The sequence below is a fragment of the Nonomuraea sp. NPDC005983 genome (genome assembly GCF_040614375.1).
GTDB lineage: Bacteria > Actinomycetota > Actinomycetes > Streptosporangiales > Streptosporangiaceae > Nonomuraea.
Genome location: NZ_JBEXUP010000016.1, coordinates 1 through 16,814, shown reverse-complemented (window position 1 = coordinate 16,814; position 16,814 = coordinate 1). Strand labels below are relative to the sequence as shown.

Below are 16,814 nucleotides of genomic sequence, written 5' to 3'. Positions count from 1 at the left end.
CGTGGATGGAGTTTGGACACTCACATCCTAGGGGCCTTGACGGGACGCCTCCGAACCATTAACCACCTGGAAACACAGGTCACCCGTACAACTCCCCCAGCCCGACGCACCGCACGTCCCGTTCCGACCGCAGCGCACCGTCGAAACCGGTTCCGCTGAAGCAGGCCAGGACGGTGTCACGCACGTCGTACCCCTTGGTCTCGAGCAGTTCCTTGGCCCTCCTGAGGCGCGAGACGTGCGCGAGCCCCATCTCCCTGCCCCATTTCACCTCGCCCAGCGAGACGATCCGCCGGGGCTCGCCGGGCAGGGCGGGAGCGAACACGACCACGTCCACCTCGATCTGCTCCCGGCGCGCCGAGTCAGTGACCACGCCCGCGCCCACCTCGCCGGGCAGCTCGCCGAAGACGTCCTCGACTCGGGCGAACTGGCGGCACAGCTCCTCGAAGTGCGGCCCGAGCACCTGGACGGCGAACCGGGTGCGGGAGTCCTGCCACACGGCGGCCGACCTGCCGCTCTCCAGCAGCCCCCAACGGGGGCGCATGACCACCTGGTAGAAGTTGATCAGCGGTTCGCCGACGTGATAGACCGCGCGCCCGGTGCGGAAGGCGTCCGGCTCCCTGCGCAGCAGACAGCTGTCCTCCAGCACGTTGAGGTGGTGGCCGATGTCGGCGGCCTTGCGTCCGATGTAGGTCGCTATGCCGCCCCGAGTGCCGTTGCCGTTCGCCACGGCGGCGAGCACGGAGTGATAGAGGGCGGAGTCGCGCACGTCCGCCTCTTCCTCCAGCAAGTAGCGGGCTTCGCGGAACAGCGGTGTGCCCGGGTCCAGAACGGTCCGCTGCACCCAGTCGTCGAAATCGTCTGGGCCTTCCGGCGTGTCGCCGTCGACGAACCGGAGGTAGGCGGGGGTTCCGCCGACGATCGCATGAGCTCGTACGGCCAGCCGTGCGTCACCCAGCCCCCAATATCTCGCCGCGAGACGGTAGTCGAACGGACGCACCACAAGCTCCAGCGACGCGCGACCACGTAGCGGGGCGTTTCCAGCGAGCAGGCGGCCCATGACGGACCTCGCCGACCCGCACAGCAGCAGGGAGACCGGAGAGCCGGTCGCGTTCGCCCGGTCGATCTCCCGCTGGATGATCGAGGGCAGCGCGGGCGACACCTTGCTGAGGTAGGGGAACTCGTCGATCACCATGAGGTCACGCCGCTCGGCGCTGATCGCGAACAGCTGCCGGATCGCCTCGTCCCAGCTCGCGAACCGGAACGGCGCCGGGGCCTGGACGTGCTCGGCCAGCGCGGACGAGAACAAGCTGAGCGACTCGGTCTCCGTCGCCTCCGTCGCGCCGAAGTAGAAGCCCTTCGTCTCCCTGGCGAGCGCCTCAACCAAGAAGGTCTTTCCCTGGCGGCGCCGCCCGCTGATGACCCCCAGCTGCGGCTGCTTCCCCACTCTCGCGGCGAATCTGGCCAGATGCCGCCATTCGAAGTCACGGGCGAAAATGCGCTCAGGCTTCGCGATCACTGGAGCCGCCCATAGAAGTAGGAGTGTACTTCGACGAAGTGTAGTCCTACCTTTCAAGCGTCTGGCGGCACGTGCGGCCGGGATCCTGATGACCGCCTTCGCGCGCTCACGCCGACCGGCTGACCTCCGGGCGGTAGCCGTACTCCGACTCGGAGCCGGCCTTGAAGCGCTCGCGCAGCCAGACCGTGGCGTCGGCGGAGGGCATCGCCTCGCAGAACAGCCAGCCCTGGCCCAGGTCGCAGCCCATGTCCGCCAGGCGCACGGCCACCTCGTCCGACTCGACGCCCTCGGCGACCGAGCGCAGCCCCAGGGAGCGGACGAGGTCGACGATGGAACGGACGATGCGGTCGTCGTCCTGGGACTCGGCGATGCGCCGGACGAACGACGAATCGATCTTGACTTCGGAGACGGCCAGCCGTTGCAGCCTGATCAGGGAGGAGTAACCGGTGCCGAAGTCGTCCAGGGCCAGGGAGACGCCGAGCGCCGCCAGGGCCTTGATCGTCTCGTGCGTGTAGGCCTGGTCGCCCATCAGGATGCGCTCGGTGACCTCCAGCTGGATCGCCTCCGGCGGCAGCCCGAACTTCGTCAGCCCCGCCTCCAGCTGCTCGGGCAGGGCCGAGCCGAGCAGGTCGCGGGCGGAGATGTTGACCGAGATCGGCACCCGCAGGCCGGCGTGCCACCAGCGGGCCGCCTGACCCAGGGCCGCCTCGATGACGTACTCGGTGAGCTGCCGCATCAGGTACGACTGCTCAGCCAGCGGGATGAACTCCGACGGCGCGATCGGCCCGTGCACCGGGTGCCGCCAGCGCAGCAGCGCCTCCACACCGTGCACGGCGCCGTTGGTGAGAGCGACCTTGGGCTGGTAGTGCAGCTTGAGCTCGCCGTTGTCGACGGCGCGGCGCAGGTCGCCGAGCAGGTTGAGCCGCTCGGGCGAGTTGCGGTCCTTGTCGGGCTGGTACAGCTCGACACCGGTCCGGCCCTCCTTGGCCAGGTACATGGCGACGTCAGCGCGCTGGAGCAGCAGCTCGAAGTCGGGCGCGTGGTCGGGGTAGAGCGCGATGCCGACGGAGGCGTCGAGGTCGAACGTCATGCCCTCCAGGCGTACCGGCTCGGTCAGCGCTGCCCGCAGCCTGGCCGCCACCTCGCGGGCGGCGTGCGCGTCCCTGATCGAGGGCAGCAGGACGGCGAACTCGTCGCCCCCGAGGCGGGCCACGACGTCGCCAGGACGCACGGAGTGGGTCAGGCGGTGCGCGACCATCTGCAGCAGCCGGTCCCCCACCGGATGCCCCATCGTGTCGTTGACCTCCTTGAACCGGTCGAGGTCGAGCAGGAACAGCCCGACCCGCTCGTCGTGGCGCGACTCGGCCAGCGCCTCCTCGGTGCTCACGATGAGCATCTTGCGGTTGGGCAGCCCGGTCAGCTCGTCGTGCAGCGCCTGGTGGTCGCGGCGCATCGACAGCGTGGCGGTGAAGTAGACGGCGAGCAGCGGCGCCACGAAGAGGGGCACCAGCCCCGGCGAGTGGTTCATGACCACGACGACCACGGGGGCCAGGCCGAGCAGCGCGGTGTAGACGAGGCTCTGCGGCCCGACGGTGGCCTTCAGCACCCGCGCGATCGACCTGCGCTCGTGCAGCGCGACGGCCCCACAGACGAGTGCGGCCCTGGTGATGAAGTAGGCGACCCCTGCCAGCGCGATCGCGAGCAGGTCGCTCCCCTTGGGCACCCACGGCTCGGCGGGGCTGGGCGCGATCCCGAAGAGGCCGAGCACCACGGTGGCGGCGGTCAGCGCCAGCGTCGACTGGCCGATGTTGAACATCACCCGATGCCAGGCCCTGCGGGTCACGACACCGTTCATGGCGACGGCCACCGCCTGCATGAGCACCGCGACGGGCAGCCCGAAGTGGAGGAGTACGGCGAAGGTGAACATGGCGGACGGGTACGTCCCGCCGACCGCGCTGGCGGAGGAGACCATCACGGGCCTCAGCTCGCCCAGGATGACCAGGACCGCCAACACCCAGAACAGCGGCCCCCTGGCCAGTTCCAGCAGGTCGGCGAGGTCCAGCCGCAGCATCGCCACGACGAGGGCGGTGCAGCCGATCGCGATGACGCCCGCGAGGAACGCCCACAGGGGCGTGCCGACGCGTGGTCCTGTGTCGCGGGTGTCGCTTGGGTCAGTCATCAGTAACAGAACCCCCATTAGGTCACTATGGGAGGGTACGACCTTCACCCCACTTCGCGAAACCAAGCGCGTACGTTCCGTCACTTCTCGTTTCGGACTTATACCCATAAAACACCCACAGTAGCCTTCACGCAACACTCCGTAGACCGTCCGGGGCGTAAGGCGGGCGCTCCCGGAGTCCGGAAGCGCCCGCGGCCCGGCCGGCTAGCCCGTCATGATGAACTCGTCGGGGCACATCACGACCGGCGACTCCACGTAGAGGCTGCGGTACTCGTCCTGGATGCCGCTGTTGTGGATCTGGATGGCCAGCGGGCCGACCCGGCCGGCGGTCCTGTCCAGGCTGATCAACAGCCTCGAGGCAGCCTTACTCCTCAGGCCTGGCCGCGACCTCGGCGGCCGCCTCCGGCCCCTTGTCGAGCAGGACCCCGAAGCCCGCCTCGTCGAGGATCGGGACGCCCAGGCTGACCGCCTTGTCGTACTTGGAGCCCGCGTTCTCTCCCGCGATCAGGAACGACGTCTTCTTCGACACCGAGCCGGCCACCTTGCCGCCCTGGCTGGTGAGAGCGTCGGCGGCGGAGTCGCGGGTGAACCCGCCGAGGGTGCCCGTCACCACGAAGGTGAGGCCCGCCAGGGTCTGCGGGCCCTTCTCCGGAGCCGGTTCGTCGGCCATCCGGACCCCGGCCGCCCGCCACCGCTCGATGATCTCGCGATGCCAGTCGACCTCGAACCACTCGCGGATCGTGGCCGCCACCCGCGGCCCGATGCCCGGGACGGCCGCCAGCTCCTCCTCGGAGGCGTTCATGATGACGTCGATCGAGCGCATGGCGTTGGCCAGATCGCGGGCCGTGGCCGGGCCGACGTGGCGAATGGACAGCGCCAGCAGAACCTGCGCGAGCGGCCGCTCCTTGGCCTCCTCCAGTTGCTGGATGAGCGTCAGGGCGTTCTGGCTCGCCTCTCCGTCGGCGTTGGAGAAGAAGGTGACGACCTTCTCCTCGCCGGTCTTCGGATCGATCTTGGGCAGCCCGTTGGCGAGGTCGCGGACCACGGACCTGATCGGGATGAGCTGCTCCAGCGTGAGGTCGAACAGGTCGGCCTCGGTGCGGACGACCGGATCCTGCGGCGGGAGGGGCTGGCTGAGCGCCGTCGCGCCGACGTACCCGAGGCCGTCGATGTCGAGAGCGCGGCGGTCGGCCGCGAAGTAGAGCCGCTCGCGGATCTGCCCCGGGCAGTAACGCGCGTTCGGGCAGCGCAGGTCGGCGTCGCCCTCCTTCTCGTAGGCCAGCTCGGTGCCGCACTCGGGGCAGTGCGTGGGCATCACGAACGCGCGCTCGGTGCCGTTGCGCAGCGCGGTGACGGGCCCGACGATCTCGGGGATCACGTCTCCGGCCTTGCGCAGCACCACGGTGTCGCCGATGAGCACGCCCTTCTTGACCACGATCGCGGCGTTGTGCAGGGTGGCCCGCTCGACCTCCGAACCCGCGACGACGATCGGCTCCATCACCCCGTACGGCGTGACGCGGCCGGTGCGGCCGACCCCCACCTGGATGTCGAGCAGCTTGGTGTTGACCTCTTCCGGCGGGTACTTGTACGCGATCGCCCACCGGGGGGCGCGCGAGGTGGAGCCCAGCTCGCGCTGCGTGCGGAAGCTGTCGATCTTGACCACGACCCCGTCGATCTCGTACGGCGGGTCGTGCCGGTGCTGCCGGTAGAACTCGATGAACCCGTTGATCTCGGTGAGGCTGCCGACCACCTTGTACAGGTCGCTGACCGGCAGCCCGAACTCGCGCAGCCGGTCGTACACCTCGGACTGGGCGCGCGGCTCCGCCGCCCCCTCCCACACGCCGATGCCGTGGACGATCATGCGTAGCGGGCGCTGGGCGGTGACCCGCGGGTCCTTCTGCCTCAGCGTGCCCGCCGCGGAGTTGCGCGGGTTGGCGAAGGGCGGCTTACCCTGCTCGACCAGCTGCTCGTTGAGCTTCTCGAAGTCTTTGACCGGGATGTAGACCTCGCCCCTGACCTCGACCAGGCCGGGGACGCCGGCGCCCGCCAGCCGGTGCGGGACGCCCTTGATCGTGCGGACGTTCGCCGTCACGTCGTCGCCCGTGCGGCCGTCGCCCCGGGTGGCGGCCCGCTCCAGCTTGCCGTCGCGGTAGACGAGCGCGATGGCCAGCCCGTCGATCTTCAGCTCGCACAGGTACGGGCCGGGGTCGCCCTCGGCCAGGCGCTCGGCGCGCACCTGCCAGGCCGCCATGTCGGCGTCGGTGAAGGCGTTGTCGAGGCTCTCCATCCGCGCCAGGTGCTGCACCTTGGTGAAGTCACCCGAGACCGGCGCGCCGACCTTCTGCGTCGGCGAGTCGGGGGTCTGCAGCGAGGGATGCCGCTCCTCCAGGGCGAGCAGCTCGGCGAACCACGCGTCGAACTCGGCGTCGCTGACGGTGGGCTGGTCGAGCACGTAGTAGCGCCAGCGCGCCTCCTCGACCAGCTCGCTCAGCTCGGCGTGCCGCTTCATCGCGGCCACCGGCGTGCCCCCGACGCTGGGCTCGCTCGCGGGGACGCCCTCGACGCCAGGCTCGGTCACCGCACCCTCCATCTCGGTGCTTCGCTCGCTCACGCGGCGCCTCCTTCCGTACGACCCGTACGACACCCCCGTACGACACCCTGGGAGAACGCTATCGCCGCGCACCGACAGGAACACCTCCCGTCAGCCCCACCCTCGCCCTGGACATATCCAACTTTTTGCCGAAATTTCCAGTCATGAGATGTGCGAGCGCGGGATCCACGCAGACTCAGCCGCCCTGAGCCCAGACACCGTCCCAGGACGAGCACCTACCGGTGATCTTCTTGGAGTCGCCCCGGCACACCTGGCCCTCGATGGAGAGCATGTAGCCGGTGCCGAAGGAGAACTCCTTGGCGCCGGAGCAGGTGTGGAGCGTCTTGGCGCCCTTGCCGCTGTCCTCCTTGACCCAGCGGAACCTCAGCCACGAGCAGCCCTCGCGCCCGGGGAGGTCGTAGAGCTTGCCGCTGACCACGAACCCGGGCCGGTCGAGAACGACCTTGCCCTTGGCCTTGCCCGCCCGGTCGGCGGACTGGATCGGACCCCAGCTCCAGATCTCCGGGTTGGCGGAGGTGGAGGCCGCGGCGGGCAGGGCGACCGCCGCGGACGCGATCAGCAGGGTGACCCCCACGGCTACGGTGCGAAGAATCATGAACCGGAGACTACTCAGCCAGATTGCATCCCGCTTGCGGGATCGTCCCGGAGCACCCTGGCGGCCTTTCTGGCCGCGGCCAGCGCCGCCCTCGCGTACCTGGGCGAGGCCCCGGCCAGCCCGCAGGCCGGTGTCAGCACCATCTGCTCGGCGAGCCGCTCGGGCGGGAACCCGAGCCGCCGCCACAGCTCCAGCGCGGGCTTGGCGACCACGCCCGTGTCGAGCAGCCGCGCGTCGGTCGCGGGGACCACGCCGAGGAACAGCAGCAGGCCCGCCTCGACGGCCTCCCCGACGCCGTCCTCGTCGCGCCGCCTGAGCAGCGAGGAGTCCACCGACACGCCGCGCACGCCCCCCCTGCGGAGCAGGCCGAAGGGCACGCCGGGCGCGCAGCAGTGCACGACGGGCGCGGGGAACGCGCCCAGCGACTCTTCCACCCGCGACCCCTCCACGGCGGCCAGCCGCCCGAACCCGGACGCGGTCGGGACGGTGCCGGCCAGCACCCCCGGCAGCCCCGGCTCGTCGAGCTGGAGCACCACCTCGGTCACGCCCGGCAGCCGCCTGCGCACCTCGGCGAGGTGGTCGCCGACCCCCTGGGCCAGCGAGGCGACCAGGTCGCGGACGGCGCCCGCGTCGGAGAGCATCTTGTCGCCGTGCCGCAGCTCGAGCGCGGCCGCGAGGGTCCACGGCCCGCAGACCTGCACCTTGAGCGGGCCCTGGTAGTCGTTCCCGACCTCCTCCAGCCCGTCGAGATCACGCCTGAGGTGGTCGACCGCCCGCCGGTGGTCGCGTCCGGGCCTGTCGGCCAGCCGCCACCCCGACGGCTGCACCTCCACGGGCAGGTCGACGAGCAGCGCGGCCGTCCGGCCGATCATGTCCGCGCCGACTCCCCTGGCGGGCAGTTCGGGCAGGTACGGCAGCTCGGGCACCTCTCCGAACACGACCCGCAGCGCTTCCAGATGATCCTCGCCCGGATGCGACCCGACTCCGGTGGCTCCCCACGTCAACATGGGACAAGCGTAGGCTCTGGTGAATGGAGCTCACCAAGTACGGCCATGCCTGCGTGCGTCTGGAGAAGGACGGCAAGGTTCTGGTCGTCGACCCGGGAACGTTCACCGAGGGCTCGGTGCTCGACGGCGCCGACGCCGTCCTGATCACCCACGCGCACTTCGACCACGTGGACGTGGACCGCCTCAGATCAGCCTCTCCCGACCTGGAGATCTGGACGTGCGAGAGCGTCGCGGAGGCGCTGTCGGACGTCCCGGCCAAGGTCCAGGTGGTCAGGCACGGCGACGACTTCCAGGCGGCCGGCTTCTCGGTGCGGGTCTTCGGCGAGTGGCACGCCAAGAACCACCCCGACGTGCCGGTCGCGCAGAACGTCGGGTTCCTGCTCGACGACGAGCTCTTCTACCCCGGCGACGCCCTGACGGTGCCCGGCGTCGACGTCCCGACCCTCCTGGTGCCCACCAACGCCCCGTGGCTGAAGCTGTCGGAGACCATCGACTACCTGCGCGCGATCCGCCCGGCGCGGGCCTTCTCCACCCACGACGGCCTGCTCAACGAGGTCGGCCTCGGCCTGGTCGACAACTTCCTGAAGATGGAGTCGGACAAGCAGGACGCCGAGATACGCAGGCTCGCGGTCGGCGAGTCGGTCACGCTTCCCTAGCGGTCAGGCCGCGCCGGTGATGGTGGCGGAGCCGATCACGGTGCGGCCCGAGTACAGCACGGCGGCCTGACCCGCGGCGACGCCCGTCGCGGGCCGGTCGAGCTCGACACGCAGCTCGCCGTCGGCCTCGGTGAACCGGCAGCCGTAGACCTCGCCGTGCGCCCGGAGCTGCACCGTCAGCTCGCCGTCGGCCGCCGAGGGCCCGTTCCACACCGGCCTCCGGCAGGTGATCGAGGTGACCTCCAGCGCCGAGCGCGGCCCCACGGTGACCGTGTTCGAGACGGGCTCGATCGACAGGACGTAGCGCGGCCTGCCGTCGGCGGCGGGCCGGTCGATGTGCAGGCCCTTGCGCTGGCCGACCGTGAACCCGTGGGCGCCGTGGTGGCTGCCGACCACCTCGCCCGCCTCGTCGACGATCGGCCCCTCGGCGGCGCCGAGGCGCTGCGCCAGGAAGCCGCGGGTGTCGCCGTCGGCGATGAAGCAGATGTCGTGGCTGTCGGGCTTGTCGGCGACGGTCAGGCCGCGCCTGGCGGCCTCCGCGCGCACCTCGGCCTTGGTCGAGTCGCCCAGCGGGAACATGGCGTGGCCGAGCTGCTCACGGGTGAGGACGCCCAGCACGTACGACTGGTCCTTGCCCTGGTCGACGCTCCTGGACAGGACGCCGTCGACGAGCCTGGCGTGGTGGCCGGTGGCGACCGCGTCGAAGCCGAGCGCCAGCGCCCGGTCGAGCACCGCCGCGAACTTGATCTTCTCGTTGCAGCGCAGGCACGGGTTCGGGGTGCGCCCGGCCGCGTACTCGGCCACGAAGTCGTCGACCACGTCGCGCTGGAAGCGTTCGGCCATGTCCCAGATGTAGAAGGGGATGCCGATCACGTCCGCGGCGCGGCGCGCGTCGCGGGAGTCTTCGATCGTGCAGCAGCCCCTGGCACCCGTACGGTGCGACTGGGGGTTGGCCGACAAGGCCAGATGCACGCCAGTGACGTCGTGACCGGCCTCGGCGACCCGGGCGGCGGCCACGGCGGAGTCGACGCCGCCCGACATGGCGGCAAGCACACGCAGTCCCATGACCTTTCCAGAGTACTGTCCTGGAGGGGATGCCCATCGCCGGGTTCCGCGGACGCGACCGGGTCCTGAGTCTGAGAGGATGCACGGCTATGCGACTGTTCGGGCGCAAGGACGACGAGGAAGAGGCCGGCGAGCCGGGCGACGGCATCGCCGGGTTCTGGGTGTGGTGGCAGGAGTCCAGGCCGCGGGTCGACGCACTGGTGGCGGCGGGCGAGGCCGAGAAGCTGTCGGAGTTGATCGCACCGGCCGTGAACGCGGTTCATCCCGGGCTGGTCTGGGAGGTGGCGCCCGGCAGGAACGCGGCCCACGCGCTGGTGGTGACCGCCGCGGGCGACGCCGAGCTACGCTCCCGGGCGCACCGCTGGGCCAGGGCCGCGCCGCCCGCCGACCTGCTGTGGGAGTTCCACCCGTCGCGCCAGGCCAACCCGCAGGCGATCGACCTCACGCTGGACGTCGGCGGCTTCGAGTTCGCCCTCGACAAGCTGATGCTGGGGTTGCGCGTGCCGCGCAGCACCCCGCGGGTGGACATCGCCGCCTACCACCCGATCTTCGGCGAGCTCGACGACGACACCCGGATGGACGCCGCGCTGCTCGCCCTCGACTGGCTGCTCGGCGAGGACGACGTCGCCAGGTGGGTGGGCGAGATCACGCCCGCCACGTTCCAGCCGATCGACGCGGTGGCGGCGGCCCACCTGCCCGCCGTGGTGGCCGACGTGGCGTCGGGCTACGCGGAGGAGCAGTGGGCGCTGCTGGAAGGCCAGACGGCCAGCGGGGCGCCGCTGGTGGCCACCGCGCGCTATCCGCTGCGTCCGGTCGACTACCCGCTGTTCGACCAGCACATCGCGATCACCCTGCCGTACGCGCACCGCGACGAGTTCGGCCTGCCCGTCGGCGACTCGGTGGCGGCGCTGCGCGACTTCGAGGAGCGACTGGGCGCGCGGCTGCTCAAGCTGCGCGACGACGCGGTGCTCGCCACCCACCTGAGCGCCGAGGGCCACCGGGTGATCCACATCTACGCCGACCCGACCGGCGACGCGGCGATCCACGCCAAGGAGCTGATCGTGAGCTGGGAGGAGGGCGAGCCGCGCGTGGACGTCGCGAGCGACCCTTCGTGGAGCGCCGTGGTGGCCTTCGTCAACTGACCTCGGCCCTGCGTGGGCCGTTAACGCCGACGTTCAGCTGAGCCCGGCCCTGCGCGGGCCGTTCGTGTTGGCGTTCAGCTGAGCCCGGCCCTGCGGGCGCGTTCCACGGCGCCGGGCAGCACCTCGATCAGCCGGTCGACGTCGGCGCGGGTGGAGGTGTGGCCGAGCGTGAAGCGGAGCGAGCCGCGGGCCGCCGCGCTGCCGGCGCCCATCGCGAGCAGCACGTGCGACGGCTGGGCCACCCCCGCCGAGCAGGCCGAACCGGTGGAGCACTCCACGCCCCTCGCGTCGAGCAGCATGAGCAGCGCGTCGCCCTCGCAACCGGGGAAGGAGAAGTGCGCGTTGCCCGGCAGCCTGTCGACGGGATCGCCGTTGAGCACCACGTCGGGCACCGCCTGCCGGACGCGCTGGATGAGCTCGTCGCGCAGCGCGCCCAGGCGGCGGGCGTACTCCGCCTGCTCCTTGACGGCGACGCGGACCGCGGCGGCGAACCCGGCGATGGCGGGCGCGTCGAGCGTGCCGGAGCGCACGTCGCGCTCCTGGCCGCCGCCGTGCTGGACGGGCACCGGCGTGAGGCCCCTGGCGAGCAGCAGCGCGCCGACGCCCATCGGGCCACCGATCTTGTGGCCGCTCAGGGTGAGCGCGTCGGCGCCCGACTCGGCGAACGACACCGGCACCTGACCGATCGCCTGGACGGCGTCGGTGTGGAACGGTATGCCATGGTCGCGGGCGATCGCCGCCAGGACGTGGACGGGCTGCACGGTGCCGACCTCGTTGTTGGCCCACATCACGCTGATCATGGCGACGTCGTCGGGGTCGCTCTCGACTGCGGCCCGCAACGTCTCGGGGCGCAACCGGCCGAGCTCGTCGACGTCGAGCAGTTCCACCTGCGCGCTCTGGCTGTCGGCCAGCCACTGGGCGGGGTCGAGCGCGGCGTGGTGCTCGACGGAGCTGACCAGAAGGCGCCGCCTGGGCCGGCGCGCCCAGTAGAGGCCCTTGATGGCGAGGTTGTCGGCCTCGGTGCCGCCCGAGGTGAACACGACCTCGCTGGGCCTGGCGCCGAGGGCGTCGGCGATGGTCTCGCGCGACTCCTCGACCACCCTGTGCACCTGCCGGCCGGATGCGTGGAGGGAGGAAGCGTTGCCGACCCTGCCGAGTTGCTCCGTCATGGCCTCGATCGCCTCGGGGAGCATCGGCGTGGTCGCCGCGTGATCAAGATAGGCCGCCGGATCGCTCACCTCGTCAGGGTATCTCGTTTGCTACTGTACCGTCCGGACGGTACAGTAGTCTCGTGAGACGAGAAGAGCTACTGGACGCCGCGGAGGACCTCCTCTGCGACCAGGGCTCCGCCGCGCTCACCCTGGCCGCCGTGGCCGACAGGGCAGGTGTCAGCAAGGGTGGTCTGCTGTACCACTTCAGCACCAAGGAAGCCCTGATCAAGGCCATGGTCGAGCGTCTGATCGACGAGTTCGACGAGCTCATGGCCGCCCAGCCGGACGACACCTACACCGAGCGCTACCTCGGGGCCACACTGGCCGCCGTGCGCTCCAGCAAACTGCGACGCTGGGCCGTCGTCACGGGCGCCTCGGGCAACCTCTTCCTGCTCGCGCCGCTGCGCGAGGCGATGGCCAGATGGCATCGCGAGGGGCTGGCCGAGGAGCCTGACCAGGTGGCGTCCCAGATCGTCCGGCTGGCCTGCGAGGGCCTGTGGGACGTGGCGAGCCACGACCCCGACCTCAACTCCGAGGACGATCTGCGCGCCCTCGAGGCGCGCATGCGAGCGCTGCTCAAACCCGCCGCCGCGTCCTGACCCCCCTCCCCTCCCCTCCCCCCGTTTCCTGCCTGTTCTCGCGGCCGCGTGCCCGTGGGCGGCTCCCTGCACGACTTTGAGAGGTGTCCTTCATGACCCGCGACCTGAGGATCGCCCGCTACGGGGCGGTCCTCACCTTCGTCCTCAGTGGCCTGATGGTCGGCACGATGACCGTGCGCATCCCCGCGCTGACCGACAAGCTCGGCCTGTCCGAGTCCACGATCGGCCTGATCCTGCTCGCGTGGGGGCTGGGCGCGCTGGTCACGATGCAGTCGATGCGCCGGATCATGGCGCGTACGGGCAGCAGGGCGGTTCTGCGGGTCGGCGGTCCCCTCACGGCGGCCGGCCTGGTGGCGCTGGCGTTCGCGCCGAACCTGCCGCTGCTGCTGGCCGCCGCGGCCTTCTTCGGCATGGCGTTCGGCACCGTGGACATCGCGATGAACGCCCAGGGCTCCACGGTCGAGCGCGCCTACCGGCGCCCGCTGATGAACGGCCTGCACGCCGGCTGGTGCGTCGGCGCGATCTCGGCGGGCGCCGTCGGCAGCCTGTCGATCGTGCTCGGCCTGTCGTTCACCGCCAACGTGGCGCTGGTCGGCCTGGTCTCGCTGCCGGCGATGCTGCTCATCGGCCGCACGTACCTGCCCGAGCCCCCGGCCAGGGAGTCGGCGACGACGACGGCCCGCCGGCTGCCGCCGATCGTCTACCTGCTCGGCGCGATCATGTTCTTCGCCTTCATGGTGGAGGGGACGGTCGCCGACTGGAACGGCCTGTTCATGCGCAACACCCTGGGCGCTCCCGAGGCCCTGGCCGCGCTCGGCTACCCGGTCTTCGAGGTCGGCATGCTGCTGGCGCGGCTCACCGGCGACCGGCTGCGGGCCAGGTTCGGCGTGCGCGGCATCATGACGCTCTCCGGGCTGGCCACGGCCGGGTTCTTCACGGTCGTGCTGGTCGCGCCCGCCCCGCTGGTCGCGGTGTTCGCGATGTTCTTCGTCGGGCTCGGCGTCGCGACGGTCTCGCCGATGACGCTGTCACTGGCGGGCACGGCCACCGCCACGCCCGGCCCGGCGATCGCCCAGGCGGGCGCGATGGGCTACGCGGGCCTGCTGATGGGCCCGGTGGTGATCGGCTTCCTGTCGGACGTCACGTCGCTGCGCACTGCGCTCGGCATCGCCGTCGTCCTCGGCGTGCTGATCACGGTCGCCGCCCGGTTCCTGCCCCGCGAGGAGCCCGCCGCGGTGACACCGTTGCCAACCAGAGAGCGCGAGCCCATCGCCGCCTAGGACATTTGTCACGCCTGATGCTGTACATCTGGATCTGCCCAGATGATGGCGGTCGATGGGAGGCTTGGCGCATGTCCAAGCCGATCGCCACCGGCGTGCTCCTCACCGTGACGGCGGTGCCGAGTCTCCTGCAGTTCGCCGTCCCCGGGCTGGAGCCCGCGCTGCGGCGCGACCCCGCCGCCATCGCCGGCGGGGAGTGGTGGCGGTTCTGAGAGGAGTGTCCGCTTCGACGCCGCTGCCTGCCTACACAGCCCGCGTGAGAAACGGCCCCTGCTGAGGACTCCTCCCTCGACCTGATGCGGCTGGTCAGGCGGGTGGCGCTGGCAGTCGAGGCGGTGGCGCCGTCGGAGCGCACCTACCTGCTCACGCTCGGCAGCCAGCAGGGCAACGCGCATCTGCACTGGCACGTCGCCCCGCTGCCGCCGGGAACCCCCTACGAGCGCCAGCAGTACCACGCGCTCATGGGGGAGAACGGGCTGATCCCCTGGACCCGCGACCAGGCAGCCGACCTGGCCGCGCGGATCAGGAGCGCCCTGTGAGGGCTACTTCCGCTTCTTGATCTCTTCGGTGAGCTGCGGGACGATCTGGTGCAGGTCGCCCACCACGCCGTAGTCGGCGAGCTCGAAGATCGGAGCCTCCGGGTCCTTGTTGATCGCGATGATGGTCTTCGCGGTCTGCATGCCGGCCCGGTGCTGGATGGCGCCGGAGATGCCCGCCGCGATGTAGAGCTGCGGCGAGACCGTCTTGCCCGTCTGACCCACCTGGAACTGGTGGGGGTACCACCCGGCGTCGGTGGCGGCACGGGAGGCGCCGACAGCGGCGCCCAGCGCGTCGGCCAGGCCCTCGATGACCGCGAAGTTCTCGGCGGAGCCCACGCCGCGCCCTCCGGAGACCACGATCGCGGCCTCGGTCAGCTCGGGGCGGGCGCCCTTCTCCTGCTTCACGCGGTCGACGATGCGGGCCGCCCGCGCGCCCTCGCTGAGCGACAGCGACACCTCCTCCACGGTGCCGGACGCCGCGGCGGCCTCGGGGGCCGTCGAGTTCGGACGCACGGCGACGATCGGGGTGCCCTTGCTCACCTTCGAGTGCACGTTGACGCCGCCGCCGAAGATGGACTGGTCGGCCACGAAGCCCTCGGACAGGCCCACGGCGTCAGTGATGACCCCGGAGTCGGTCTTGACCGCGAGGCGGCCCGCGACCTCCTTGCCCTCGGCCGTGGCGGCCACGAGCACGGCGGCGGGCGACTTGGCGGCCACGAGCTCGGCGAGCAGCTCGGCCTTGGGCGCGACCACGTAGTCGACGACGTCGTCGGAACCGGCGACGTAGATCTTCTCCGCGCCGTACTCGGCCAGCCTGGCCTTGGCGTCGTCCGTGATGCCGGGGCCGGCCCAGACGGCGGCGGGGGTGCCGAGCGAGCGGGCCAGGGTCAGCAACTCCAGCGTGACCTTCTTGACCGCGCCGTCGACCTGCTCGACGAGAACGAGAATCTCCGACATATCAGCAAAACCCCCGTTCTCAGATGAACTTCTTGGACGCGAGGTAGTCGGCGGCCTTCACGCCACCGTCGCCCTCGTCCTTGACGATCGTGCCGGCGGCACGCGGCGGGGCCGCGGCGAAGTCGACGACCTCGGACCAGGCGGCGCCTAGGCCCACCTGGTCGGCGGCGATCTCCGCGTCGGCGACGGCCAGCGTCTCGACCGGCTTCTTCTTGGCTGCCATGATCCCCTTGAAGGACGGGTACCGCGGCGTGTTGATCTTCTCGACCACCGAGACGACGGCGGGCAGCGTGGCCTCCACCTTGTCGTAGCCGTAGTCCGTCAGCCGCTCGATGGTGATCGACGAGCCCTCGACCTCCACCTTCCTGGCCAGCGTGAGCTGCGGCGCGCCGAGGCGCTCGGCCAGCATCGCGGGCAGCACGCCGGTGCGCGCGTCGGTGGACTCGGAGCCGAGGATGACCAGGTCGAACCCGATCTTCTTGAGCGCCTGCGCCATCGCGTAGGAGGTCGAGAGCGCGTCGGAGCCGTGCAGGGCGTCGTCGCTCAGGTGAACCGCCTTGTCGGCGCCCATGGCCAGGGCCTTGCGGATGGTCTCGGTCGCCTTGGCGGGGCCCATGGTGAGCACGGTGACCTCACCGCCGTGGGCCTCCTTGAGCTTCAGAGCCTCCTCGACCGCGTACTCGTCAAGCTCGTTCACCACGCCGTCGACGGCGTCGCGGTCGAGCGTCTTGTCATCGGACCGCAGCTTGCGCTCGGTCGCCGTATCGGGGACCTGCTTCACGCAGACGACGATGTTCATGGCCGGTGGCCGACCTCCCGTGATCGCATGCTCGGAAATCGTGCTGTCCAGACTGCCAGGTGCCCTGTGGGCTCGTGACAGTGGGTGGCCTGGGAGCTGCCCCTGGTCCCCGCCGACATGTTACCCATCAGTAGCTTTCGCGCAAACCTGCAGCTGACCGGGCTCGCACGAAAACGTGGCAGCACGTCCCAGCCTACCGAACTTTGTTCCGTTTCCTGCCGTGGACACGGGCGGACGTCAGGCTGAGACCAGGAAGACGATCCCCACCACCAACGCCGTGCCCGCGAACAGTGCCAGTGTGAACGTGCTGAACACCGCGCTCAGCCCGAAACAGAGCCCGGCCACCCCCGCGACACTCGCGAGATCGATGACCATCCGGCTGGTGCGGTACGGGCCACGGGAGAACAGCGCGACCCCGGCGTCGGCCAGCGCCCCCAGCCCGAACGCGGCGACCAGGAAGAGCGCCACCTCGGGCAGCGGCCACCGGGCCGCCGCCGCCAGCAGCGACACGAACAACCCCGAGCCGACCAGCCAGCGCCTGCGCACCTTCTCCCGGTGCTTGGCCGCGGCCTCCGGCACCCGGTTCCGCTCCCCCGTCCGCGAGCCCGCGTGGCCCGGCGTTCGCGCGACGGTGACCTGAGCGCCCTGGCCACCCGCG

At 71.0% G+C, this 16,814-nt stretch carries 16 protein-coding genes and 1 pseudogene; 6 read left to right on the top strand and 11 right to left on the bottom strand.

Annotation, left to right across the window (positions count from 1 at the left end; translation table 11 throughout):
• Nucleotides 1-79: 79 nt before the first annotated feature.
• From ABZ297_RS10360 to ABZ297_RS10335, 6 genes are all read right to left on the bottom strand, one after another.
• A complete protein-coding gene (locus tag ABZ297_RS10360) occupies nt 80-1,516 on the bottom strand; it encodes an ATP-binding protein (RefSeq protein WP_355342536.1) in 1,437 nt (478 codons plus the stop codon).
• Nucleotides 1,517-1,622: 106 nt separating this feature from the next.
• Nucleotides 1,623-3,695 carry an EAL domain-containing protein gene (locus ABZ297_RS10355; RefSeq protein WP_355342533.1) on the bottom strand — a complete coding sequence of 691 codons (2,073 nt, stop codon included), beginning with the start codon at nt 3,693-3,695 and terminating at the stop codon, nt 1,623-1,625.
• Between the two features lie 204 nt (nt 3,696-3,899).
• Complete coding sequence (locus ABZ297_RS10350) at nt 3,900-4,043, bottom strand: hypothetical protein (RefSeq protein WP_355342530.1); 144 nt, start codon at nt 4,041-4,043, stop codon at nt 3,900-3,902.
• 16 nt (nt 4,044-4,059) lie between these two features.
• On the bottom strand, nt 4,060-6,204 hold the full coding sequence (gene ligA / locus ABZ297_RS10345; RefSeq protein ID WP_355342748.1) for an NAD-dependent DNA ligase LigA: 2,145 nt from the start codon (nt 6,202-6,204) through the stop codon (nt 4,060-4,062).
• Between the two features lie 277 nt (nt 6,205-6,481).
• Nucleotides 6,482-6,901: a hypothetical protein gene (locus ABZ297_RS10340; RefSeq protein ID WP_355342527.1), complete on the bottom strand. Its 420-nt coding sequence runs from the start codon at nt 6,899-6,901 to the stop codon at nt 6,482-6,484.
• Nucleotides 6,902-6,915: 14 nt separating this feature from the next.
• Complete coding sequence (locus ABZ297_RS10335; RefSeq protein ID WP_355342524.1) at nt 6,916-7,908, bottom strand: methionine synthase; 993 nt, start codon at nt 7,906-7,908, stop codon at nt 6,916-6,918.
• A gap of 23 nt (nt 7,909-7,931) precedes the next feature.
• On the opposite strand from ABZ297_RS10335, the gene ABZ297_RS10330 reads away from it, so the two are divergent.
• Complete coding sequence (locus ABZ297_RS10330; RefSeq protein ID WP_355342521.1) at nt 7,932-8,564, top strand: MBL fold metallo-hydrolase; 633 nt, start codon at nt 7,932-7,934, stop codon at nt 8,562-8,564.
• 3 nt (nt 8,565-8,567) lie between these two features.
• Here ABZ297_RS10330 and mnmA read toward each other — a convergent pair whose 3' ends face one another.
• A complete protein-coding gene (mnmA, locus tag ABZ297_RS10325) occupies nt 8,568-9,629 on the bottom strand; it encodes a tRNA 2-thiouridine(34) synthase MnmA (protein WP_355342518.1) in 1,062 nt (353 codons plus the stop codon).
• Between the two features lie 89 nt (nt 9,630-9,718).
• Here mnmA and ABZ297_RS10320 point away from each other — a divergent pair, with 89 nt between their 5' ends.
• Nucleotides 9,719-10,771 carry a DUF695 domain-containing protein gene (locus tag ABZ297_RS10320; protein ID WP_355342515.1) on the top strand — a complete coding sequence of 351 codons (1,053 nt, stop codon included), beginning with the start codon at nt 9,719-9,721 and terminating at the stop codon, nt 10,769-10,771.
• Nucleotides 10,772-10,845: 74 nt separating this feature from the next.
• Here the strand turns inward: ABZ297_RS10320 and ABZ297_RS10315 are convergent, their stop codons facing one another.
• On the bottom strand, nt 10,846-12,009 hold the full coding sequence (locus ABZ297_RS10315; RefSeq protein WP_355342512.1) for a cysteine desulfurase family protein: 1,164 nt from the start codon (nt 12,007-12,009) through the stop codon (nt 10,846-10,848).
• A 53-nt stretch (nt 12,010-12,062) separates the two neighbouring features.
• Here ABZ297_RS10315 and ABZ297_RS10310 point away from each other — a divergent pair, with 53 nt between their 5' ends.
• The 4 genes from ABZ297_RS10310 (at nt 12,063) to ABZ297_RS10295 (ending at nt 14,400) form a co-directional block, all read left to right on the top strand.
• Nucleotides 12,063-12,581: a TetR/AcrR family transcriptional regulator gene (locus ABZ297_RS10310; RefSeq protein WP_355342509.1), complete on the top strand. Its 519-nt coding sequence runs from the start codon at nt 12,063-12,065 to the stop codon at nt 12,579-12,581.
• Nucleotides 12,582-12,673: 92 nt separating this feature from the next.
• Nucleotides 12,674-13,861: an MFS transporter gene (locus ABZ297_RS10305; protein ID WP_355342506.1), complete on the top strand. Its 1,188-nt coding sequence runs from the start codon at nt 12,674-12,676 to the stop codon at nt 13,859-13,861.
• 71 nt (nt 13,862-13,932) lie between these two features.
• The gene (locus tag ABZ297_RS10300; protein WP_355342503.1) at nt 13,933-14,073 is read left to right on the top strand and encodes a hypothetical protein; all 141 of its coding nucleotides are present in this window, start codon (nt 13,933-13,935) and stop codon (nt 14,071-14,073) included.
• A gap of 84 nt (nt 14,074-14,157) precedes the next feature.
• A complete protein-coding gene (locus ABZ297_RS10295; protein ID WP_355342500.1) occupies nt 14,158-14,400 on the top strand; it encodes a hypothetical protein in 243 nt (80 codons plus the stop codon).
• 3 nt (nt 14,401-14,403) lie between these two features.
• Here the strand turns inward: ABZ297_RS10295 and ABZ297_RS10290 are convergent, their stop codons facing one another.
• From ABZ297_RS10290 to ABZ297_RS10280, 3 genes and pseudogenes are all read right to left on the bottom strand, one after another.
• Nucleotides 14,404-15,357, bottom strand: coding sequence for an electron transfer flavoprotein subunit alpha/FixB family protein (locus tag ABZ297_RS10290; RefSeq protein WP_355342497.1), 954 nt, complete (start codon nt 15,355-15,357; stop codon nt 14,404-14,406).
• 19 nt (nt 15,358-15,376) lie between these two features.
• The gene (locus ABZ297_RS10285) at nt 15,377-16,156 is read right to left on the bottom strand and encodes an electron transfer flavoprotein subunit beta/FixA family protein (RefSeq protein WP_355342494.1); all 780 of its coding nucleotides are present in this window, start codon (nt 16,154-16,156) and stop codon (nt 15,377-15,379) included.
• A gap of 237 nt (nt 16,157-16,393) precedes the next feature.
• A pseudogene (locus ABZ297_RS10280) lies at nt 16,394-16,814 on the bottom strand (hypothetical protein); the annotation flags it as partial.